Genomic DNA, 21481 nt, shown 5'->3' with positions numbered 1-21481 from the left:
TGGCACGCTCTTCGAGGGTTGTCGCGCCGGTGATAGCATCCCCGCATCTGCGACCTTGATCCACTTACTTCAAGCGTTGACTTGAGGTCCGCACGCTCAGCAGCCACAGAGCTCGGGTAGGCGGCATGGTTTGTCGTGGGTGCGTACTCGCGGGGGAGTTATCCGTCTACGTCCGCATTTCATGCGCCGGGAAAGGTTTCCATGTCTCGAGACGCGCTTGCGTGGTGCCTGGTTGCGATGACGGCGATAGCCGTCGCAGCGATCGTGGCACTCGTCGTCCGCAACAGAGCCCTGGGGAGGAGAAAGCAGCAGGCCGAGCAGGCGCTGAAGACCGAACTCGCCACCGCGCAGGGCCACCTCACCTCGGTGCAGGCCGAACTGGCCCGGTACAAGCACCAGTTCGACACCACCATCCGGCAGGCCGAGGAGGCCGCCGAGGACAGCACGAAGGCGGTCCTCAAGGGCTCCGCCCGCTTCCTGCAGAGCCTCGCCGCCGAGCAGATGACCGTCCTGGAGGGCATCCAGGGCAAGTACGGCAACCACCCCGTGCTCGCCGAGCTTCTCGAAGTGACGCATGCCAACGCGCAGATGCAGCGCAAGGCGCAGGGCATCGCCGTGCTGTGCGGCGCGCCGGCCGGCCGCCGCAACCGGCCGGGCAGCGTGTACGACGTGGTGCGCAACGCGCAGGGGCAGATCCGCAACTTCCGCCGGGTCGAGATCATGCAGCAGACCGGTTTCGCGCTGAAGGCGTCGGCCGTCTCGCCGGTCGCGCTCGCGGTGGCGGAGCTGCTCGACAACGCTGCCAGCTTCTCCCAGCAGGACGCTCCCATCGAGGTGACGTTCCAGCGGATCCAGAAGAACCTGTGCATCGTCATCGACGACGCCGGTGTCGGCATGAACGACGAGGAGCGGCAGCGGGCCACCGCCCTGCTGTCCGGCGACTTCGTCCCGCGCCTCTCCCAGCTGGGCAACCAGCCGAAGTTCGGCTTCCCCCTGATCGGCCTGCTCGCCCGCCAGTACGGCTTCCGGGTCGACGTCACGGGCATCTCCCGGTACGGCGGTGTCCGCGCCGTGGTGCTGCTGCCCGAGGAGCTGTGGACGGAGGAGCAGCCGGCCCCCGTCGAGGAGGCTCCGGCGCCGGTGAGCATCGTGCGGGACGAGCAGTCCGCGCCGAGCCGGCCGCGCACCGTGCACGGTCTGCCCAAGCGCGTGTCCCGGGCGGCCGCTCCCGAGGACCAGCGGCAGCCGTCCCGGACGGCCCAGGACACCGGACGCGTCTCCGGACGCAGCCGGGGTGCTCTGGGCGCCCTGCAACGAGGCACCATCTCGGGCCGCACGTTCGATTCCGCAGCCACTGAAGGGCCCCAAGACGCATGACCACCGACCTGTCGTGGATGCTCGAAGACATCGTGACCAATGTGCCCAAGGCACGGCACGCCGTCTTGCTCTCCGCGGACGGCATCTCGCGGGGGGCCACCCAGGGTCTCGTCGACGACGACCTGAGGACCATCTCGGCCGCCATGGCGGGCATGCAGGCACTGAGCCGTGCCGCGGCCCGTTTCATCGAACCGGTGCAGGACCCGCAGTGGCACCAGACGATCATCGAGTTCTCGCACGGGTGGATCTTCCTCATCGGGGCCGGTCAGGGGGCCTATCTGGCCGCCGCAGCGGAACTCGACGTCGACATCCAGCAGATCTCCTTCCGGATGCACCGGCTGGTCGCGCGGCTGGGCAACAATCTGACGACCCCGCCGCGGGTCGACGCCGAGGAACCGTCCCTGCACGGGGCGGACGCCTCCAACGGGTCGGAGCAGGGCGGACGGACCGGCACGGTCCTCGCCGACCTCGACGAGGTGATCTCCGGGGTGCACGGGGCGCGGCACGCGGTGCTGCTGGGCGCGGAGGGCCTGCCCCTGGGGGCGACCAGCGGGATCGACCGGGACCTGGTCGACACCATCTCCGCCGCCATGATGGGCATCCACGCCTACAGCCGGGTCACGTCCCAGTTCGCCGGCGTCCAGGCCGGCGCGGAGTGGCGGCAGACCGTCATCGAGTTCCAGCACGGCTGGATCTTCCTGATCGCCGGTGACCACGGCCGGCTGCTGGCCGCCGCGGCCGAACACGACACCGACATCGAGGAGTTCACCACGCGTCTGGGCGAGGTGGTTCCCCGGCTGACCGAGGAGCGCATACCGCGACAGGAGGCGCCGAGCGATGTCTGACGCACACGATTCCGATCCGGAAGTGGAACTGACCTCCGCGTTAGTGCCGTTCTTCGTGATCACCAACGGCCGGGCTCTGCCGCCGGACCAGCAGTACGAGCGCACCGCCCTGGTGACCGCGCACATGGACACCGCCGCCACGGCCCGCACCCTCGCGCCGGAGGAGCAGGCGATCATGGATCTGGTCGCCAACCGCATGCTGGCCGTGGCCGAGATCGCCGGCCGCACGCACCTGCCGCTCGGCATCGTGCGCATCCTCCTGGCACAGCTGGAGGAGAGCGGTCTCGTCCTCGTCAGAAAGCCCGCCCCGCGGGCCGACAACAAAGACAGAGAACTGCTCAGTGCCGTCCTCGAAGGCCTGAAGAACATCGGAGCGTAACCCGTGTACCTGGACGCAGACGACGTGCGCTCGGTGAAAGTCCTCGTCGTAGGGCCCTTCGGAGTCGGAAAGACCACCTACATCGGCAACATCTCCGAGATCGAGCCCCTGCAGACCGAGGAGGAGATCACCGAGGCGAGTGTGGGCTACGACGACCTGTCGCGCACACCCGACAAGACGACCACCACCGTCGCCATGGACTTCGGCCGGCTCACGCTCAGCGACGAGCTGGTCCTCTACGTCTTCGGAACGCCCGGTCAGGAGCGTTTCAAGGAGATGTGGGAGGAGCTGTCCCGCGGAGCGCTCGGCGCGCTCCTCATCGTCGACCCGCAGCGGCTGGACGAGTCCTTCCCGGTCCTGGACCTGGTCGAGCGCTTCGGCCTGACCTACGCCGTCGGCGTGAACCACTTCGAGGGGGCGACCACGTACCCCCTCGACGAAGTCCGCGAGGCGCTGAACCTGCACCCGGACACCCCGGTCGTGGCCTGCGACGTACGCGACCAGAAGTCCGCGCTCCAGGCCCTGATCGCCCTCGTGCAGCACCTCATGTCCCTGCTCGACTAGGAGCTCGCCATGCAACAACCCCACGCCTCACGGGGCATACCCGCCGGGTGCCCCGCGCACGGCAACGCGCAGCTGTACGGTCCCGAGTTCGCCGCCGACCCCGAGGCCACGTACGGCCATCTGCGCACCCTCGGCCCCAGCGCGCCGGTCGACATCGCGCCGGGCGTCGAGGTCGAGCTGGTCACCAGCTACGACGCCGCGCTGTACATCCTGCAGAACCCGGCGTCGTTCGTCCGTGACTCGCGGCGCTGGAACGCCCTGAACGAGGGGCGGGTGCCGGCGGACAGCCCGGCGCTGCCCATGATGGGCTACCGCCCGAACGCCCTGTTCAGCGACGGTGCCGCGCACGCGCGGCTGCGGCAGGCGGTCGTCGACAGCCTCGCCACCGTCAACGAGCTGCATCTGCGCCGCAAGGTGCAGCAGTCGGCGGACTATCTGATCAGCCAGTTCAGCGGGGACTCGTTCGGGCAGGCCGAGCTGATGTCCGCGTACGCGATGCCGCTGCCGCTGCTGGTCTTCAGCGAGCTGTTCGGCTGCCCGCCCGAGCTGGGCGACCGGGTCATCGCGGGCATCAGCGGCATCTTCCAGGGCACGCAGGGGGCCGACGAGGTCCTGGGGACGGCGCTCGCCGAGCTGATCGCTCTCAAGCACCGGAGGCCCGGCGACGACCTGACGACTCAGCTGATGCAGCATCAGGCCCGGCTGACCGACGAGGAGGTCCTGCACCAGCTCGTCACACTGCTGTCCGGCGGTACGGCCCCGCTGGCCGCCGCGATCGCCACCAGCACGGCCCTGTATCTGAGCGAGGACGCGCAGGCCGCGCTCCCTGTCGAGGACGCGGTCGCGCAGACCCTGTGGAACTTCGCGCCGATCGCCAACTACGCGGGCCACTACCCCACCCACGACGTCCAGTTGGGCGGCAGGATCCTCCGGGCGGGCGACCCCGTCCTGATCTCCTTCGCGGCCGCGAACACCGATCCGAAGCTGGCGCAGCACCGCGAGCAGCTCAGTGCCAAGGCCCATCTCGCCTTCGGCGCCGGTCCGCACGCGTGCCCCGCGAAGGACCCGGCGTTCATGATCGCGGTGAGCGCGGTGGAGTGCCTGCTGAACGGGCTGCCGGACTTGGAGACGCGCGTCCCGTTCAAGGACCTGCAGTGGGGTGAGGGGCCGTGGAGCCGTTCGCTGGCGTCCCTGCCGGTCCGGTTCACGCCGCGTCCGGCCGGTCCGGCCCCGGCCGAATCCGCTCGCCCGGCCGCGCCTCAGCCCACCGTCTCCGTCCCGCAGCACGCCGGGACCGCTCATTCCCAGCCAACCGCCCAACCCGCCCACCCGCGTGGCCTGTTCTCGCGTTTCCGGGCCTGGCTGGGTGGCGAGTGACGAAGGTAACCGTCACCTGACCTCCACAAGTGGATGCTTCAATCACCGCATGGGTACGTATGGCGGCTGATCTCCCAGGAAGGAGCCGCCATCGTGGTGGTGGACGCTCGCCCGTCGCACGACCGTCGTTCGACCGTCAGCCTCTTCGCCCGTCTTCGGACGGCGGAGGGGCAGGCCGATCCTTTCCCCTACTACGCCCGGCTCAGGGCCATGGGCCCTGTCACACCCGCCCCTTGGGGCAATGTGCTCGTCACGGGTTTCGACCTGTGCGACCAGATCCTGCGCTCGCGTGACTGGCTCGAACCGGACAAGCGCTGGCGGGACCAGCAGGGCGCGGGCACCCGCTGGAACGCTCCCTCCTCGCAGGAGATGAGCAACACGCTGCCCGCGCTCAACCCGCCCGAGCACACCCGAATACGCAGGGCAGCAGGAACGTTCGGCCGCAAGACCCTGGAGCGGATCGGACGCACGGTCGGCCGGACCACCGACCGCCTCCTGCTGTCCCTCACCGAGCAACTGCGCGACGGCGCCGCCGACTTCGTCGCCACCGTGAGCGAGGAACTGCCCGTCGCCACGATCGGCGACTGGCTCGGCGTGCCCGCGGCCGACTGGCCCCGGCTGCGCGAACTCACCCACGAGCAGGTCTTCACGCAGGAACTCCTGCCGACGGCCAGCCAGTTGGCCCGCTCCGACGCGGCGACGGCCGAACTGCGCGCGTACTTCATGGACCTGGTCCGCCGACGCCGCGAGCAGCCCGGCGACGACCCCGTGTCCCTGTGGATCCACACCTTCGACACCCTGGAACCCGACCGGGAGCGGGCCGACGAGTCCGTGTACTTCCTCGCGCTCTTCGTGCTGCTGGCGGCGCTGGAGACCACGTCGACCTTACTGTCGACCATGGCCCTGCGGTTGCTGGAACAACCGCTGCGCTGGGACCTGCTCGCCGCCGACCCCACCCTGGTGCCCGCCTTCGTCGAGGAGACGCTGCGCCACGACCCGCCCACCCATGTGATCAGTCGCGTCGCGGCCCACGACACCGTTGTCGGGGACGTCGAGGTCGCGAAGGACGACATGGTCCACCTGATGGTCGGCGCGGCGCACCGCGATCCGGCCCGCCACCCCGACCCGGACCGCTTCGACCCCGAGCGGGCCCGCTCCGACCACCTGGCCTTCAGCAACGGCATCCACTACTGCCTCGGCGCCCCCCTGGCCCGGCTGGAGGCCCAGACCCTGCTCCACCACATGATCAGCCGTCTTCCCCGCCTCACGCTCGCCCAGCGCCCCACATGGGAGCCCCGGGTGGCCTTCAGGCGCCTGTCGAACCTGGACGTCGCCCTCGCATGACCGACACCCCCGCTCCCCTCACCCCCCGCGCGCTCAAGGCCGTGGCCGTCGACGAGGACGGCCCGGTCCTGCGCGTACGCCTCAATCCCGAGCAGGGCGACGACACGCTCGGTGTCGCCGCCCTGGACGACCTCCTCGCCATCCTCGACGGCCTGCACGAACGGCCCGACCTCCGCGTCCTCGTCCTGTCGTCCGACGGCACGGACTTCTGTCTGGGCGCCGACCGTACGGAGTACCAGGCGGCGCTGGCCGGCGATCCGAGCGGCGGTGAGCTGCGGCGCGTCGCGGACAAGGCGCACCGGCTCTGCCAGGCGCTGGAGACCACCCACGTCGTCACCGTCGCCCGGCTGCACGGCAAGGTCGTCGGCGCGGGACTGGCCCTCGCCTCCTACTGCGATCTGCGCGCCGCCGCCGACACCACCCGGTTCCGTATGCCCGAAGTGGGGCTGGGCCTGCCGCCCGCCTGGGGCGGGGCCATGGGCCGTCTCGTCGCCGAGGCCGGGGCCGCCCGTATCCGTGAACTGATGCTCACGTGCGAGCTGTTCGACGCGGCCACCGCCGAGCGGCTCGGCCTCGTGCACCGGACCTCCCCCGCCGAATCGCTGGACCAGGTCGTCCGTTCCTGGGTGAACCCGCTCCTGCGCAGACAGCCGGAGGCACTCGTCCTGACCAAGCGGATGCTGGCCGGCTACGCCCGCGCCGACCGCACCGCCGATGTGTCCCTGCTCGACTCGCACCTGCTCACGGCACGGCTGACCGCCCCCGCCGCGCGCCCCTAGGGCCTCTCGTTTGGATCATGCCGGCCTCGCGGGGTCTGGCCTGATCCAAACGAAAGACCATAGCCGGACCCGCACCCCGGTCCTGCCCCTCCGTCCCGGGGGCCTGACCGGGGGCGCGCGTGTGTGTCAGGCGATGACGGTCCCGAAGCGGACGTCGTACGACTCCTGCGCGTGCAGTACGCCGAGGACGCGCTCGGCCTCCTCGGTCACCTCCTTACGCTCGGCCCGGCTCAGGTCGGTGAACGGCTCGATGACGAGGGCGTCGCCGATGATCCGCCACACCCCGGCGAGGAAGCCGTCGACCAGGAGCGGGCAGTAGAAGGTGTTCGCCTGCCAGGTGCGGCCGCGGTTCGCGGGCGGGATGACCCGGGTCCGGTCGGCGTGGGAGAGCAGCAGGTTGTCGAACTCGGGCAGCAGGCGCGGCGGCGCCGGGGTGTCCGGGTCGGGGCGCGGGGCGTCGGGCAGGTCGAACAGCTCGACGCCGTTCTCGTCCCGGAAGGTGGCCAGCCGGGGCCGCAGCCGCTCGAAGACGGGGCGCATCCGGGTGAGGCCCGCCCAGGTCTGCAGGTCCTTCACGGACGCCGGCCCGAAGGCGGCCAGATAGCGCAGGACGGTGTCGTCGGCGGAGGCGGCGGGCTCGGCAGGGCGCCCCAGCCAGTGCTCGATCGTCGTCAGCGACACCTGGGCGCTGCGGCCCCACTGGCCGCGCGGGGTGATCTGGACCAGCGGGAGCCGGCAGCGGGCGGCCACGGCCAGCGACTGCGGGTCGGCGTCCGGCCACTCGGCGCTCAATGCCTCGCGCAGCTGCTTCATCGTGCGGGGCTCGTCCTCGACGAGGTCACGGGCGAGCGTGGCGAGCCGGTCCAGGTCGACTCCGACCAGGCCCTTGCGGAAGTAGCCGATCTCACGCTCGCGGGCGGGCTGCACGAGCGGACGCAGCGTCAGGCCGTCGGCGGCGGTGTGCAGGTGGATCGTGGAGCGCATGGTGACCATGCGGACCAGCGACCGGTCGCCGAGCGGTTCCGACAGCGCCTCGGGGGTGAACCCGTCGAGGCGGGCGGCGAGCGCGTAGTACGGCGGCTTCACCTCCTGCCCCTGGAGGCCGACCAGGTGCGTGACCGCCTCCGGGACGGACAGCGGGGAGCGGCGCAGCAGCAACTGCCGTGCCAGCGTGGCGCGGTTGAGGGCGCGGGGGCTCAGAACCGGGTCCGTGCCGCTCATCGTCGTCGCCGCCTTCGTCGTGGTGGAGGTCCGCCGCTTCGTCATGCTCCGCAGGGTATGGAGGATCGAGGACAGATCGTGTCCTAGTGCGGAGGCTCGGGGCGGGCCGGGCCGAGTGGCGGTGCCGGGCTACGTCATTCGGTGGCCTTTGACCGCCTCGGCGTTATTCATATCAGCCGATTTCCTATTCATTCCACTATCCGGCTTGGTGCTGACCCGCCGTCACGAGGCCCTGAACACAGTCGAGGAGAGTGGAAGATGAGGACACCGCCGAGATGGCGATCCGTCCTGGCGCCCGCCGCCATGGCAGCCGCGCTCGCCGCAGCCGCCCTGGGCGGTACGGGTGCCGCCCATGCCGATGACCACGACGCGCCGCACGCGGCCACGCCCGCGCCGGCCCACGGGCCGCAGCCCGCACACCCGGTGAAGCCGGATCACCCGGCGGAGCCGGGCCGGCCGCAGTACCCGGGCAAGCCGGACCAGCCGGTGCACCCCGCCAAGCCCGAGCAGCCGGGGCACCCGGCCAAGCCCGAGCAACCGGAGCAGCCGGTGCACCCGGCGAAGCCGGAGTACCCCGTTCACCCGGACAAGCCGCAGTACCCGGGCAAGCCCGAGCGCCCTGTCCATCCGGACAAGCCCGCGCATCCGGCGAAGCCGGTCACGCCGGTTACGCCGGTCAAGCCCGAGTATCCGGCGCACCCCGCCAAGCCGGTTCACCCGGAGAAGCCCGCGCACCCGGTCACGCCGGAGAAGCCCGCGTATCCGGCCAAGCCGGTGAAGCCTGAGTACCCGGCCAAGCCTGCGCATCCGGCTACGCCCGCGAAGCCCGCCTACCCCGCGAAGCCTGCCAAGCCTGAGCAGCCGTCCAAGCCCGCGTACCCGGCCAAGCCCGCCAAGCCTGAGTACCCCGCCAAGCCCGCGCATCCGGCTACGCCCGCGAAGCCCGCCTACCCGGCGAAGCCGGCGTACCCCGCCAAGCCTGCGAAGCCCGAGTACCCGAGCAAGCCCGCGAAGCCGGACTACCCGGCCAAGCCCGCCTATCCGGCGAAGCCCGCCAAGCCCGAGTACCCCAGCAAGCCCGCGTACCCAGCGAAGCCCGCGAAGCCGGAGCAGCCCTCCAAGCCCGCTTACCCGGCGAAGCCCGCCAAGCCGGACTACCCGAGCAAGCCCGCCAAGCCCGAGCTGCCCGCGAAGCCGGCGTACCCCGCCAAGCCCGCGAAGCCTGACTACCCGGCGAAGCCCGCACACCCGAGCAAGCCGGCCAAGCCTGCCTACCCGGCGAAGCCGGCGAAGCCCGAGCAGCCCTCCAAGCCCGCGTACCCGAGCAAGCCCGCCAAGCCGGAGCAGCCCTCCAAGCCTGCCTACCCGGCGAAGCCCGCCAAGCCCGCGCACCCGGCGAAGCCCGACCACCCCGCCAAGCCGGCGTACCCGAGCAAGCCCGCGAAGCCGGAGCACCCTTCGAAGCCGGCGTACCCGAGCAAGCCCGTGAAGCCGGACCACCCCTCCAAGCCCGCCCACCCCAGCAAGCCCGTCAAGCCGGATCACCCCAGCAAGCCGGCGCACCCGTCCAAGCCCGATCACCCCTCCAAGCCCGCGAAGCCCAGTAAGGGCAAGCACTCCGGGCATGAGGACAAGGGGCACGGCGGACACGAGGGTCACGGCGACTGATGTCCTGAGCCGTGGCTGACAGCGGCCGGGTCCGGATCTCCGGGCCCGGCCGTCCCGTGTCCGGCACCCAGTGGCACCCGGAAAACCTCCTTTGACCGCCCTGCAGATCGGCGGCGCCCTCGGCACCTCGGTGCTGGTGTCGCTGCTCGGCAGCCGGGTCGGGGCCACCCTGACCGGTGAGCTGACCTCGGCCGGGGTGCCCGCGGCGGCGGCCGAGGGCATGGGCGGGGCGAAGGACGCGGTGGCCATGGGGGTCGCCCCGGTCACCGCCGACATGCCGGAGCAGCTGCGGGCGGCGGTCGCCGAGGGCAGCCGGGCGGCGTTCATGAACGGCGTGCACACGTCCGTGCTGGTCGCCGGGACGCTGTGTGTGGTCGGCGCGCTCGTCGCGGTGGCCGGGGTGCGCGGCACCCCGGTGGCGGACCGCCCCTGAGCACGGGTCAGGGCAGTTCCTGCTCGGCCCAGATGATCTTCCCCTCGGGTGTGTAGCGGGCGCCCCAGCGGTGAGCGAGCTGCGCCACCAGGAACAGGCCCCGGCCGCCCTCGTCCGTGCTGCGGGCGTGGCGCAGCCGGGGCGCGGTGCTGCTGGCGTCGGCGACCTCGCAGGTCAGCCGGGAGTCACGCAGCAGCCGTAGCCGCAGGGGCGGTTCGGCGTAGCGGATGGCGTTGGTGACGAGTTCGCTGACGATCAGTTCGGTGGTCATGGCGAGGTCGTCGAGGTGCCAGGCGGCCATCTGCCGGGTGGCGCGGGCCCGTACGTCGGCGACGGCGGCCGGGTCGACGGGCACCTCCCAGGAGACGACGTTCTCGGCGGCGAGGGCGTGGGTGCGGGCCAGCAGCAGGGCGATGTCGTCGGACTGCTGCTCGGGCACGAGGTCGCGCACGGCGGACGAGCACAGGGCGTCGAGGTCGAGGTCCCGCCGGGCGAGCAGGTCGCCGAGCCGGGCCATGCGGCTGTCGACGTCGGCGGTCTCGCTCTCCACGAGGCCGTTGGTGTAGAGGCCGAGCAGGCTGTGCTCGGCGAGTTCGATCTCGGCTGACTCGAAGGCCAGCCCGCCGAGCCCGAGCGGGGGCCCGGCGGGCGGCTCGGGGTAGGAGACCTGTCCGTCGGGGCCCACGACGACGGGGGGCGGGTGTCCGGCGCGGGCCATCGTGCAGCGCCGGCTGACCGGGTCGTAGACGGCGTACAGGCAGGTCGCGCCTAGGAAGCCGGCCGAGCCCCGGTCGGCGGCGCCGGGCCCCTCCCCGGGCTGCTCCTCGCTGAGCCGCAGGACCAGGTCGTCGAGGTGCGCGAGGAGTTCGTCGGGCGGCAGCTCCATGTCGGCGAGGGTCTGCACGGCGGTGCGCAGCCGGCCCATGGCGGCCGCGGCGGCGATACCGTGCCCGACGACGTCGCCGACGACGAGCCCGACGCGGGCGCCGGACAGCGGGATGACGTCGAACCAGTCGCCGCCGACGCCGTCCGCGGGGTCGGCCGGACGGTAGGCGGAGGCCACCTCGACGGCCGTGCCGCCGGTCAGGGCCTGTGGCAGCAGGCTCCGCTGGAGGGTGACGGCGGCCGTGTGCTCGCGGGTGTAGCGGCGGGCGTTGTCGACGCAGATCGCCGTGCGGTCCACCAGGTCCTGGGCGACGAGGACGTCGTCGGGCCGGAAGGAGGCGGTGTTGCGCGAGCGCAGGAACGTGGCGAGGCCGAGCGCGGTGTCGCGGGCCCGCATGGGCACGCAGATCAGCGAGTGCAGCCCGTAGGCGCGCATGCTCGCCGCCCGGCGGGGCTGTTCGGCGGCCCACCGGGAGTCGAACGGGTCGAGGACCGGGATGAGGACGGGGGCGCCCTCGGTGAGGAGGTGCTCGTCGTGCGGCGGCGGGACGAAGTCGACCCGGTCGCCCACCTGCGCGGCGGCCTCCGGGCTGCCCTCGCGGACCGAGCGCAGTCCGGCCCGGCGCATCGCCGCCCCGACGAGGACCGGGCCGGCGTCGGTGAGCCAGGCGCCGTGTCCCTCGGTGCTGAGCACCGGCTCCAGCAGGTCGACGGCGACGAAGTCGGCGAACGCGGGTACGGCGAAGTCGGCGAGCTCCTGCGCGGTGGACAGCACGTCGAGGGTGGTGCCGATGCGGGTGCCGGCCTCGTTGACGAGGGTCAGCAGCCGGCGGGCGGTCCACCGCTCGGTGATGTCCAGGACCATGTAGCAGACCCCGCTGACCGTGTCGTCGGGGTCGACGAGCGGGAAGAACGACGTCGAGTAGGCCCGCTGGCGGTGCGGGTCGGCCCAGCTCCAGCCGACGTACTCGTAGTCGATGACCGGGGACCCGGTCTCCAGGACCTTGCTCATCAGGCCCTCGATGGTCTCCGCCTCCAGGCCGGGCAGCAGATCGCCGAGGCGGCGGCCGAGCCGCTGTCCGCGCGGGACCCCGCCGAGGCGCTCCAGGGTGTCGTTGAGCCAGACATAGCGCAGCTGCGTGTCGAGTACGGCCATGCCGACGGGCGAGCGGGTCAGGAAGCCGTTCAGGACGGACTCGCCGGCGACCCACTGGGGCGGCCGGTCGCGGGCCGAGACGAGGTAGCACTCCTCGTGGCCGACGCGGAAGCCCGGGGAGACCCGTACGTCGACGTCCAGGAGGTGCCCGTCGCGGTGCCGTACCGGGAACCGGCCGCTCCATCCCGAGCCGGACCGGCAGCGTTCGGCGACGGCGGCCGCCCGCGCCCGGTCGCCGGGTGTCGCCAGCAGCCGCAGCCCGGGGGTGCCGACGACCGCGTCCGCGGGGAGGCCGAGCAGCTCTTCGGCGGCCCGGGTCCAGGCGATGACCAGGCCCTCCCGGGAGACCACGGCGGCGGCGTCGCCGGCCGCGTCGATGGGCTCCCGCCGGGCCTCGGCCCGGGGGCTGTCCTGGTTGTCTCGCGGAGCGTCCATGGCTCCTCACGCTGTGTCCGTCGGTCCCGTCCTCACACGACCCATGTTCCTGCTTGCGTCTCCGTCGCGCACGGGAGGCCCGCCCGGTGCGCGAGACGCGCGGTGGAGGGAGCATGGAGGTGCCGGCCCGGCCGTCGCCGTGTGCGAGGGCGGCCGCGGCGGGTGAGCCCACCGGGGGTGTCACCGGGGGTGGAGGAGGCGCCGCGATGACAGCCGGATCCCTGGAGTCCGAACCGGGCGGCCATGGCGCGGAGCCGCCCCGGCCGACGGGGCTGCTGGACGTGCTCAGCGTGGCCGCGGTGGTGGTGGACGCCGAGGGGCGCATCGTCTTCTGGACCCCGCAGGCCGAGGAGCTGTTCGGCTACTCCGCCGAGGAGGCGCTCGGCACGCACGCGGCCCGGCTGTTCATCCACCCCGAGCATCTGCCGTCGGTGACGAAGCTGTTCGCGGAGGTGCTGCGGACCGGGCAGAGCTGGGCCGGCACGTTCCCGGTGCGGCACAAGGACGGCAGCACCCGGATGACGGAGTTCCGCAACATGCGGCTGCTGGACGACCTCGGGGACGTGTACGCGCTCGGCATCGCGGCGGACCACTCGCTGCTCCAGCGGGTCGAGACGGATCTGGCGCTGTGCGAGCGGCTGATCAACCAGTCCCCCATCGGGATCGCGCTCGTCGGCCCGGATCTGCGGTTCCTGCTGGTGAACCCGGCGCTGGAGCGGGTCGACAGCACCCCGGCCGGCGAGCATGTGGGCCGCCCGCTGCGGGAGACGCTGCCGCTGTCGGACATCGACACCATCGAGGCGTGTCTGCGGCAGGTGATCACCACCGGGACGCCGCTGCTGGACCAGTACCACGTGGGCCGTCCGCCGGACGAGCCCGATCAGGAGCGGGCCTGGTCGCTGTCGTTCTACCGGCTGGAGGACCCGGGCGGGCGGGTGCTGGGCGCGGCCATCTCGTTCGTCGACGTCACCGAGCGGCACCGGGCGGCCGCGGCGGCCGATCAGGCCCGGCGGCGCCTCGCGCTGATCGCGGAGGCGTCGACGCGGGTCGGCACCTCGCTGGAGGTGGAGCGGACCGCCGACGAGCTGGCGGACGTGGCGACGCCCGAGCTGGCCGACGTGGTCGCCGTGGACGTGCTGGACGCGGCGCTCGCGTGCCGCCGCAACCGCCGGCCGGAGAACGGCCCGGAGCTGTTCCGCGCCCTCGCGCTGAAGTCGGCGTATCCGAGCGCCGCGCTGCGGGCCGCCGACCCGCCGGGTGATCTCGCCGCGTACGAGGGCGACCGGCTGGTCACGCTGTGCGTGCACACGGCGCGGCCGGTGCTGGTGCGGCACGTGGGCGCGGCGGATCTGCCGCGGATCGGCCGGGACGCCCAGGCCACCGAGCTGCTGGCGCGGGCGGGGGTGCACTCGTACCTGGCGGTGCCGCTGATCGCGCACGGCGAGGTGCTGGGCGCGCTGGATCTGAAGCGGACCCGCAATCCGGTGCCGTTCGACGAGGACGACGTGGTCCTCGCCCTCGAGCTGGCCGGCCGGGCCGCCGTGGCCATCGACAACGCGCGCTGGTTCCAGAGCGTGCGCAACACGGCGCTCACCCTGCAGCGCAGCCTGCTGCCCGACCACGCGCCGCACCACACGGGTCTGGAGCTGGCCTCCCGCTACCAGCCGGCGCAGGCGACCAGCGAGGTCGGCGGCGACTGGTACGACGTGCTGCCGCTGGAGGACGACAAGACCGCCCTGGTCGTCGGGGACGTGATGGGCAACGGCATCGACGCGGCCGCCACGATGGGCCGGCTGCGCACCGCGACCTGCGCGTACGCGGACCTCGACCTCGATCCCGGCGCGGTGCTCCACCACCTGGACAAGATCACCTGCGATCTGGAGCACTACATCGTCACCTGTCTGTACGCGGTCTACGATCCGCGCACCCGGCAGTGCCAGGTCGCGAACGCCGGGCACATGCCGCCCGCGCTGTCCCGGCCCGGGGAGCCGCCGCGGCTGCTGCGGCTGCCGTCGGGCGCGCCGCTGGGGGTGGGGGGTGTGCCGTTCGAGACGACGACGGTCGAGCTGGTGCCGGGCGATCTGCTGGTCCTGTACACGGACGGGCTCGTGGAGACACGGCACCACTCCATCGACGACCGGCTGGACGTACTGCTCGGCTTCCTCGACGAGCCGCGCCGGCCCCTGGAGGAGACCTGCGACCTGCTCCTGTACGGCCTGCGCCACCCCGACGACCACGACGACGTGGCGCTGCTGGTGGCCCGGGTGGTGTGACCGCCGGGCCCGCCTTGCCCGGGGGTGCGGCGGGGCGCACCCTTGTCCTATGGGTGCTCCGAGCGGTCCCACCCTCATCGGCTCCGTCCAGCGGGCCTTCCGGCTGCTGGAGGCCATGAGCGCGCACGACAACGGCGCGCCCGCCAAGCAGTTGGCGCGGGAGACCGATCTGCCGCTGGCGACCACCTACCACCTGCTGCGGACGCTGGTGCACGACGGATATGTGCGCAAGCTCGACGACGGCGGGTTCGTGCTGGGCGACCGGCTGGGGACGCTGCGGTCGTCGGGCCGGGCGCAGACCCTGCTCAGCCGGGTGCGTCCGGCGCTCGCCGCGCTGCGGGACGAGCTGTCGAGCGCCGCCTACCTCACGTTCTACGAGGACGGGGAGATCCGGGTCGCCGAGATCGTGGACGGTCCGCGCGCCCCGCGGGTCGATCTGTGGGTGGGGTTCGAGGACGCCGGGCACGCGACGGCGCTCGGCAAGTCGGTGCTGCGGGAGCTGGACGAGGAGGCGCGCCGGGAGTACCTGTCGCGGCACCACCTGGCCGATCTGACGCCGAGGACGATCACCGATCCTCCCGAGCTGCTGCGCCGGCTGGACACCTCGCCGATCGCCCCCGCGGTCACGGACATGGAGGAGTACGCGCTCGGCACGGTCTGTGTCGCGGTGCCCGTCTACAGCGGCGGCACGCTCGGCTCGCTGGGGGTGTCGCTGCGGGCGGACGGCCGTGCGCGCCTGGAGGACGTCGGCGCGCTGCTGCTGCCGACGGCGGAGCGGGTGACGCGGAGCCTGTCGCTCAGTATCTGAAATCCCGTGGCTTGCCCGGACCCACCTCATCCCGGTTTCCTAATAAATAGGACATATCAGGTTTCCGGGGTGCTTCGCCCTGGGCGTACAGACGAGGACAGCGGACAGATAATGAGCCGGGCCCCTGAGAACGGACCTGACCACTGGTCGCGGCGTTGGATCGTCGCCGCGGCCGTACTGCTGATACTGATCGCCTCCGGGCTCGCGCTCGTGGACCTGCTGGGCGGTTCGAAGACGGCCTGGGTGGCCCTGCTCGCCACGGTGCCGGCGCTCGCCGCCACCGTCGGCGGGCCCCGCACGGTCCTGTGCGGGGGGCTCTTCGCCGGCGTTCTCGGGGTGGCCCTCGGTCTCCATCACCATGTCCCGGGCCGTTTTCTCGGCATGACGCTGGCCGCCCTGGCGATCATCACCGCGGCGTGCGGGCTGACCAGCGCGCTGCGCGGACGCCGTGAGCGGGTGCTCGCGGCGGTGCGCTCCGTCGCGGAGGCCGCGCAGCACGCCCTGCTGCAGCCGGTGCCGTCGACGGTGGGTCCCTTCCAGGTCGCGGTGCGCTACAGCGCGGCGGCGGCGGAGGCCCGGATCGGCGGCGATCTCTACGCCCTGGTGTCCACGCCGTACGGGGTACGGCTGATCGTCGGCGACGTCCGCGGCAAGGGGCTGCCGGCCGTGGGGACGGCGGCCCTGGTCGTCGGCGTGTTCCGGGAGGCCGCTCACGACGAGCCCGACCTGCTCGACGCGGTCGCCCGGATCGAGCGCAGCCTCGCGCGGAACCTGGGGCCGGACGACTTCGTGACCGCCGTGGTCGCCGGATATCCGCGCACCGGGGAGCTGGAAGTGGTCAACTGCGGGCACGCGCCGCCGCTGCTGGTGCGGGACTCGGCCGTGGTCCCGGTCGAGCCGGACCGGCCGGCCCCGCCGCTCGGTCTGCGCGGCCTGTCCGGCGAGACGCCCGACCTGCATGTCCTGCCCTTCGCCGACGGCGACCAGCTGCTGCTCTACACCGACGGCGTCACCGAGGCCCGCAACCACGACCGCGAGTTCTACCCGCTGGCCGAGGGACTGGCCCGGCACACCTGCGACGAGCCGGCGGACACCGTCACCGCCCTCCACGGCGAGCTGCTGCACCATGTCGGCGGGCATCTGCACGACGACGCGGCCCTGCTCCTCCTGCGCAAGCCGGTCCCCGCCGAAGCGCCCGTGCCCGCACCCGCGGCCCCGCAGGAGGCCGGGCACGTCGGCACCTGCTTCTCCTGAGACCAAGTCCCCCCTTCGCCACCACCCGGCTGCTCGCCCCGGGCAAGGCCGAGCCCGGCGAGGTGTACCGGTGAGCCGGGCGTGACCAGCGCCGATCGCGCGAGGGCGTTCCGTAGGATCTTCCCGTGGCCACCTTTCTCCTCCAGCGCACGGTCGCGCTCCCCCTCGACGAGGCCTGGCGCCGTCTGACGGAGTGGCCGCGCCACGGTGACGTCGTCCCGTTCACCCGCATCCGGGTCCTCACCCCCGGGCCCACCCGGGAGGGCACCCGCTTCGTCGCCCGCACCGGGCTCGGCCCGCTCGGCTTCGACGACCCGATGGACGTCACGCTGTGGGAGCCGCCCGGCGACACCGCGCCGGGGCGGTGCCGGCTGGAGAAGCGGGGCCGGGTGATGACCGGCTGGGCGGAGATCGAGGTGCGTCCGGGTCCCGGCGGCCGGACCCGGGCCGTGTGGCACGAGGAGGTGCGTGTCCGGTTCGTGCCGGGCGCGCTGGACGGTGTGGTGCGGCTGGCGGGCCGTTACCTGTTCGGACGGGCGATGAACCGGCTGCTGCGCACCCCCTGACTTGGGTCGACGTCCGTGCCGTTACGTAGGGTTGGGGTCCGACCGGGGTGACGGGGGGACGATCGTATGAGCACTGCGGAGGCCGGGCCGATGACGGCCGGCGAGGTCGAGGCGCTGGCCGTGGACGGGCTGCGCTGGCTGATCGGCACCGGGCGGGAGACGGAGGACGGCGGGCTGGGCTGGCCGGTCCGGCCGTCGGACGAGGCGATCGACCCGATGCTCTACAACGGCACGGCCGGGGTCGTCCCCGTACTCCTGGAGGCCTGGCGGCACTTCGGGGACGACGCCTACGCGGACACCGCCCTGCGCGCGGCCCGCGCCCTGGAGGGGTTCGCGGAATCGTGGGAGGACGACTCCCTGTACTTCGGCCGGACCGGTATCGCGCTCGCCCTGCGGGCCGTCCACTCGGAGCTGGGCGACGCCCGGGCCGGGGCCGCCGCCGTACGCGCCCTGGAGCGGGTGGCCGCGAACTTCGACGGGGAGCGCTGGGGCGAGCTGTACGAACTCATGGGCGGCAACGCGGGCATCGGCCTGGGCGCCCTCCTCGCCGGGGACCACGACCTGGCTGTACGGGCGGTCGAGCCGTACGCACGCACGGCCGAGCCGACGGCGGCCGGGGTGCGGTGGCCGTTCCGGCCCGAGGTCGAGGGGCGGATGCACCACATCTCGCACGGCACCCTCGGCGTCGTGTACGGGCTGGCCGCGGTCGGCGGGGCGACCGGACGGTCCGATCTGCTCGAACTCGCCCTCGCGGGGGCCGCCGACGTGGTCGCGCGTGACGAGGACGGACCTGACGGCTTTCTCGTCCCCCACTCCGACCCGCCGCACTTCCCCGACGTCACCCCGCGGTACAGCTACGGCTGGTGCCATGGCCCGGCCGGTGACGCCCAGGTGTTCCGGCTGCTGCGGGACGTGACCGGCGACCCGGTGTGGCCGGAGCTGGCCGACCGCTGCTGGGGCACCGTCACCCGCTCCGGGCTGCCGCGCCGGCTGCGCCCCGGCTTCTGGGACAACGACGGGCGCTGCTGCGGCACGGCGGGCGTCCTGGCCCTCGCCGGCGACCGGATCGCCGAGCAGGGGGACTCCCCCGCCTTCTCCCGTACGCTCGTCGCCGCGCTCGGCGCGCACGCCGTACGGGACGCCGACGGCGCCCGCTGGTCCAACGTGGAGCACCGCGCCACCCCGAGCGGCCTCGAACCGGAGTGCGGCTGGGCGTCGGGCAGCGCGGGCATCGTGCGCGAACTCCTGCGCCATGTACGGATCGTGGGCGGCGGCGACCCGTCGTACGCCGTCGCCTGGCCCGACCAGCCGGTGGCCCGGACTCAGGCGACGGACCCGATCCGGGCCTCCGCGGGCCGGGACGTGGCGTCGTGATGGATGGGCGTGTGCGCCCCGGTCAGTGAGACCCCGCTGCCGCCGCGCCGGCTCGCGACGATCTCCGCCGCGATCGACAGGGCCGTCTCCTCCGGGGTGCGCGCGCCGAGGTCCAGGCCGATCGGCGAGCGCAGCCGGGCCAGTTCGAGTTCGGTGACCCCGGCCTCGCGGAGCCGTTCGTTGCGGTCCAGGTGCGTGCGGCGCGAGCCCATCGCGCCGATGTAGGCGACGGGCAGGCGCAGGGCGAGCCGCAGCAGCGGTATGTCGAACTTGGCGTCGTGGGTGAGCACGCACAGGACCGTGCGCGCGTCGACGTCGGTCCGCTCCAGGTATCGGTGCGGCCACTCCACGACGACCTCGTCGGCCTCCGGGAAGCGGGCCTTCGTCGCGAAGACCGGGCGGGCGTCGCACACCGTGACGTGGTAGCCGAGGAACGCGCCGACCCGGACCAGCGCGGAGGCGAAGTCGATGGCGCCGAAGACGATCATCCGGGGCGGCGGCACCGAGGACTCCACCAGCACGGTCAGCGGCTGCCCGCAGCGGGAGCCCTGTTCGCCGATCTCCAGGGTGCCGGTGCGCCCGGCGTCGAGGAAGGCGGCCGCCTCGGCCGCCACCGTGCGGTCCAGCTCGGGGTGTCCGCCGAAGCCGCCCTCGTGGCCGCCGTCCGGGCGGACCAGGAGCGCGCGGCCGATCAGTTCGGCGGGCCCGGACACGATCCGGGCGACCGCCGCCGCCTCGCCGGCCGCAGCGGCGGCCAGTGCCGCCTCCACGACCGGGCGGACGGGGTCCTGTGCCCGGACCGGGGTGACCAGGATGTCGATGACGCCGCCGCAGGTCAGGCCGACCGCGAAGGCGTCGTCGTCGCTGTAGCCGAAGCGCTCCAGGACGGACTCGCCGTCCCGCAGCGCCTGTCGGCACAGCTCGTACACCGCGCCCTCCACACAGCCGCCGGAGACCGAGCCGATCGCCGTGCCCTCGGCGTCCACCGCGAGCGCGGCGCCGGGCTGACGGGGAGCGCTGCCGCCGACGGCCACCACGGTGGCCACGGCGAAGTCGCGTCCCTGCCCGGCCCACCGGTGCAGTTCCTCGGCGATGTCCAGCATCTCTCGGTCTCCTTGGAGCGGTTGTGCGGAGGGGCTCACCCAGTCAGTGGACGCCCATCCAGCTCTCGATGGGGTTCAGGGCGAAGTAGACGAGGAACACGGCGGTCAGGACCCACATGAAGGCGCCGATCTCGCGGGCCTTGCCCTGGGCGACGCGGATCGCCACGTACGAGATGACGCCGGCGGCGACACCGGCCGTGATGGAGTACGTGAACGGCATGATCACGACGGTGAGGAAGACCGGGATCGCGGTGGCCCGGTCGGACCAGTCGACGTGCCGGGCGTTCATCATCATCATGGCGCCGATCACGACCAGCGCGGCGGCCGCCACCTCGCCCGGCACGATCGCGGTGAGCGGGGTGAAGAACAGGCAGGCGGCGAAGAACAGACCGGTGATCACGGAGGACAGGCCCGTGCGGGCGCCCTCCCCGACCCCGGTCGCCGACTCGACGAACACGGTCTGGCCGGAGGCGCCGGCCACTCCGCCGATCGCGCCGCCCGCGCCGTCGATGAACAGCGCCTTGGACAGGCCCGGCATCCGGCCCTTGTCGTCGGCGAGCTTCGCCTCGGTGCCGACGCCGATGATGGTGGCCATCGCGTCGAAGAACCCGGCGAGGACCAGCGTGAACACGATCATGCCGACGGTCATCGCGCCGACCTCGCCCCAGCCGCCGAACTCGACATGGCCGAAGACCGAGAAGTCGGGCATGGACACCGCGCTGCCGTGCAGTTCGGGAGCGCCGCCCGCCCACTGCTCGGGGGCGATCACGTCGAGCGCGTTGAGGACGACGGCGAGGACGGTGCCGCCGACGATGCCGATCAGGATCGCGCCGGGGACGCCGCGCGCCTGGAGCATGAAGATGGCGAGCAGCGTGACGGCGAAGAGGAGGACGGGCCAGCCGGCCAGTTCACCGGCCGGGCCGAGGCTGAGCGGGGTCGCCTTGCCCTGGTGCACGAAGCCGGCCTTCACCAGGCCGATCAGGGCGATGAACAGGCCGATGCCCATGGTGATGGCGTGCTTGAGGGCGAGCGGGATCGCGTTCATGATCATCTCGCGGAGGCCGGTGACGACCAGCAGCATGATGACGACGCCGTACATCACGCACATGCCCATGGCCTGCGGCCAGGTCATCTGCGGGACGACCTGTGAGGCGAGCACGCCCGAGACGGAGAGGCCGGCGGCGAGGGCGAGCGGCACCTTGCCGAAGAAGCCCATCAGCAGCGTGGTGAAGGCCGCCGCGAACGCGGTCGCGGTGATGAGGGCCTTCTGCGCGAGGGTGTCCCCCGCCGCGTCCTTGCCGGACAGGATCAGCGGGTTGAGCAGGAGGATGTACGCCATCGCCATGAAGGTGGTGACGCCACCGCGCACCTCGCGCGCGACCGTGGATCCTCGGTGGGATATGTGGAAGTACCGGTCGAGCCAGGACCGGCCGGCCGGGACGCGGGTTCCTTCACCCGCGTCGTCGGCGGTGACCGTGGGCTCGAGTGACTGCTGGGTCATGTGGGCCTGCTCCCAAGGTTCATAGGGGCACCCGTGGCCGCCGTCGGCGGTGGAGCACGGGATTTGGGGAGGTGCACGACCCGGGGGACGGCCCGAGACGAACGCGGAACTTGCTTGGCCGGCGCCGGGGGTGAGCCGT

The 21481-nt window shown here is 72.7% G+C and carries 17 protein-coding genes and 1 pseudogene; 14 read left to right on the top strand and 4 right to left on the bottom strand.

The features are described 5' to 3' along the window. Positions 1–237 precede the first annotated feature (237 nt). The 7 genes from KBY32_RS19015 (at position 238) to KBY32_RS18985 (ending at position 6665) form a co-directional block, all read left to right on the top strand. Entirely contained in the window at positions 238–1377 is a 1140-nt protein-coding gene (locus KBY32_RS19015) for an ATP-binding protein (RefSeq protein WP_055619497.1), read from the top strand. Further along, on the top strand, positions 1374–2222 hold the full coding sequence (locus KBY32_RS19010) for a roadblock/LC7 domain-containing protein (RefSeq protein WP_210980896.1): 849 nt from the start codon (positions 1374–1376) through the stop codon (positions 2220–2222). Before KBY32_RS19015 ends, KBY32_RS19010 begins: the two co-directional genes overlap by 4 nt. Beyond that, positions 2215–2601 (top strand): DUF742 domain-containing protein, encoded by a 387-nt coding sequence (locus KBY32_RS19005; RefSeq protein ID WP_055619498.1) that lies wholly within the window; start codon positions 2215–2217, stop codon positions 2599–2601. The genes KBY32_RS19010 and KBY32_RS19005 overlap by 8 nt, the downstream gene beginning before the upstream one ends. 3 nt (positions 2602–2604) lie before the next feature. Continuing rightward, a complete protein-coding gene (locus tag KBY32_RS19000) occupies positions 2605–3165 on the top strand; it encodes an ATP/GTP-binding protein (protein WP_055619499.1) in 561 nt (186 codons plus the stop codon). Positions 3166–3174: 9 nt separating this feature from the next. Next, entirely contained in the window at positions 3175–4542 is a 1368-nt protein-coding gene (locus KBY32_RS18995) for a cytochrome P450 (protein WP_210980895.1), read from the top strand. Between the two features lie 93 nt (positions 4543–4635). Further along, positions 4636–5886 carry a cytochrome P450 gene (locus tag KBY32_RS18990; RefSeq protein WP_308293754.1) on the top strand — a complete coding sequence of 417 codons (1251 nt, stop codon included), beginning with the start codon at positions 4636–4638 and terminating at the stop codon, positions 5884–5886. Further along, positions 5883–6665, top strand: a complete 783-nt coding sequence (locus KBY32_RS18985; RefSeq protein ID WP_210980893.1) for an enoyl-CoA hydratase/isomerase family protein — start codon at positions 5883–5885, stop codon at positions 6663–6665. The genes KBY32_RS18990 and KBY32_RS18985 overlap by 4 nt, the downstream gene beginning before the upstream one ends. A 126-nt stretch (positions 6666–6791) precedes the next feature. On the opposite strand, the gene KBY32_RS18980 is transcribed toward KBY32_RS18985, so the two are convergent. Further along, positions 6792–7931 (bottom strand): winged helix DNA-binding domain-containing protein, encoded by a 1140-nt coding sequence (locus tag KBY32_RS18980; protein WP_210980892.1) that lies wholly within the window; start codon positions 7929–7931, stop codon positions 6792–6794. Positions 7932–8144: 213 nt separating this feature from the next. On the opposite strand from KBY32_RS18980, the gene KBY32_RS35450 reads away from it, so the two are divergent. Both KBY32_RS35450 and KBY32_RS18960 read left to right on the top strand, forming a co-directional pair. Continuing rightward, the gene (locus tag KBY32_RS35450) at positions 8145–9554 is read left to right on the top strand and encodes a hypothetical protein (protein WP_247689674.1); all 1410 of its coding nucleotides are present in this window, start codon (positions 8145–8147) and stop codon (positions 9552–9554) included. 94 nt (positions 9555–9648) lie between these two features. Then, positions 9649–9987 (top strand): annotated as a pseudogene (locus KBY32_RS18960) (MFS transporter); the annotation flags it as partial. Between the two features lie 7 nt (positions 9988–9994). On the opposite strand, the gene KBY32_RS18955 reads toward KBY32_RS18960, so the two are convergent. Then, positions 9995–12463, bottom strand: a complete 2469-nt coding sequence (locus tag KBY32_RS18955; RefSeq protein ID WP_210980889.1) for a SpoIIE family protein phosphatase — start codon at positions 12461–12463, stop codon at positions 9995–9997. A gap of 206 nt (positions 12464–12669) precedes the next feature. Here KBY32_RS18955 and KBY32_RS18950 point away from each other — a divergent pair, with 206 nt between their 5' ends. The 5 genes from KBY32_RS18950 to KBY32_RS18930 all read left to right on the top strand — a co-directional run bounded on the left by KBY32_RS18950 (position 12670) and on the right by KBY32_RS18930 (position 18738). Continuing rightward, positions 12670–14736: a SpoIIE family protein phosphatase gene (locus KBY32_RS18950; protein ID WP_210980888.1), complete on the top strand. Its 2067-nt coding sequence runs from the start codon at positions 12670–12672 to the stop codon at positions 14734–14736. Between the two features lie 49 nt (positions 14737–14785). After that, positions 14786–15544, top strand: a complete 759-nt coding sequence (locus tag KBY32_RS18945; protein WP_210980887.1) for an IclR family transcriptional regulator — start codon at positions 14786–14788, stop codon at positions 15542–15544. Positions 15545–15655: 111 nt separating this feature from the next. After that, the gene (locus KBY32_RS18940) at positions 15656–16798 is read left to right on the top strand and encodes a PP2C family protein-serine/threonine phosphatase (RefSeq protein WP_210980886.1); all 1143 of its coding nucleotides are present in this window, start codon (positions 15656–15658) and stop codon (positions 16796–16798) included. A 125-nt stretch (positions 16799–16923) separates the two neighbouring features. Further along, entirely contained in the window at positions 16924–17364 is a 441-nt protein-coding gene (locus KBY32_RS18935; protein WP_210980885.1) for an SRPBCC family protein, read from the top strand. A gap of 66 nt (positions 17365–17430) precedes the next feature. Further along, on the top strand, positions 17431–18738 hold the full coding sequence (locus KBY32_RS18930) for a lanthionine synthetase LanC family protein (protein WP_247689673.1): 1308 nt from the start codon (positions 17431–17433) through the stop codon (positions 18736–18738). On the opposite strand, the gene KBY32_RS18925 is transcribed toward KBY32_RS18930, so the two are convergent. Both KBY32_RS18925 and KBY32_RS18920 read right to left on the bottom strand, forming a co-directional pair. Beyond that, the gene (locus KBY32_RS18925) at positions 18687–19841 is read right to left on the bottom strand and encodes an XdhC family protein (RefSeq protein WP_210980884.1); all 1155 of its coding nucleotides are present in this window, start codon (positions 19839–19841) and stop codon (positions 18687–18689) included. The genes KBY32_RS18930 and KBY32_RS18925 overlap by 52 nt on opposite strands. Positions 19842–19884: 43 nt before the next feature. Beyond that, positions 19885–21342, bottom strand: coding sequence for an NCS2 family permease (locus KBY32_RS18920; protein WP_210980883.1), 1458 nt, complete (start codon positions 21340–21342; stop codon positions 19885–19887). Positions 21343–21481 lie beyond the last annotated feature (139 nt).

The sequence above is a fragment of the Streptomyces sp. RK62 genome (assembly GCF_018070255.1).
In the GTDB taxonomy this organism is placed as follows: Bacteria; Actinomycetota; Actinomycetes; order Streptomycetales; family Streptomycetaceae; genus Streptomyces; species Streptomyces nigra.
This window is presented reverse-complemented; position numbering and strand designations above follow the sequence as displayed.

What these genes read in the sequence shown, in the direction of transcription:
- KBY32_RS19005 (WP_055619498.1), top strand. Translation starts at nt 2,215, where the DNA reads ATGTCTGACGCACACGATTCCGATCCGGAAGTGGAACTGACCTCCGCG.
- KBY32_RS18955 (WP_210980889.1), bottom strand. Translation starts at nt 12,463, where the DNA reads ATGGACGCTCCGCGAGACAACCAGGACAGCCCCCGGGCCGAGGCCCGG.
- KBY32_RS18985 (WP_210980893.1), top strand. Translation starts at nt 5,883, where the DNA reads ATGACCGACACCCCCGCTCCCCTCACCCCCCGCGCGCTCAAGGCCGTG.
- KBY32_RS18995 (WP_210980895.1), top strand. Translation starts at nt 3,175, where the DNA reads ATGCAACAACCCCACGCCTCACGGGGCATACCCGCCGGGTGCCCCGCG.
- KBY32_RS19010 (WP_210980896.1), top strand. Translation starts at nt 1,374, where the DNA reads ATGACCACCGACCTGTCGTGGATGCTCGAAGACATCGTGACCAATGTG.
- KBY32_RS18980 (WP_210980892.1), bottom strand. Translation starts at nt 7,931, where the DNA reads ATGACGAAGCGGCGGACCTCCACCACGACGAAGGCGGCGACGACGATG.
- KBY32_RS35450 (WP_247689674.1), top strand. Translation starts at nt 8,145, where the DNA reads ATGAGGACACCGCCGAGATGGCGATCCGTCCTGGCGCCCGCCGCCATG.
- KBY32_RS18940 (WP_210980886.1), top strand. Translation starts at nt 15,656, where the DNA reads ATGAGCCGGGCCCCTGAGAACGGACCTGACCACTGGTCGCGGCGTTGG.
- KBY32_RS18950 (WP_210980888.1), top strand. Translation starts at nt 12,670, where the DNA reads ATGACAGCCGGATCCCTGGAGTCCGAACCGGGCGGCCATGGCGCGGAG.
- KBY32_RS19015 (WP_055619497.1), top strand. Translation starts at nt 238, where the DNA reads ATGACGGCGATAGCCGTCGCAGCGATCGTGGCACTCGTCGTCCGCAAC.
- KBY32_RS18930 (WP_247689673.1), top strand. Translation starts at nt 17,431, where the DNA reads ATGAGCACTGCGGAGGCCGGGCCGATGACGGCCGGCGAGGTCGAGGCG.
- KBY32_RS18945 (WP_210980887.1), top strand. Translation starts at nt 14,786, where the DNA reads ATGGGTGCTCCGAGCGGTCCCACCCTCATCGGCTCCGTCCAGCGGGCC.
- KBY32_RS18920 (WP_210980883.1), bottom strand. Translation starts at nt 21,342, where the DNA reads ATGACCCAGCAGTCACTCGAGCCCACGGTCACCGCCGACGACGCGGGT.
- KBY32_RS18925 (WP_210980884.1), bottom strand. Translation starts at nt 19,841, where the DNA reads ATGCTGGACATCGCCGAGGAACTGCACCGGTGGGCCGGGCAGGGACGC.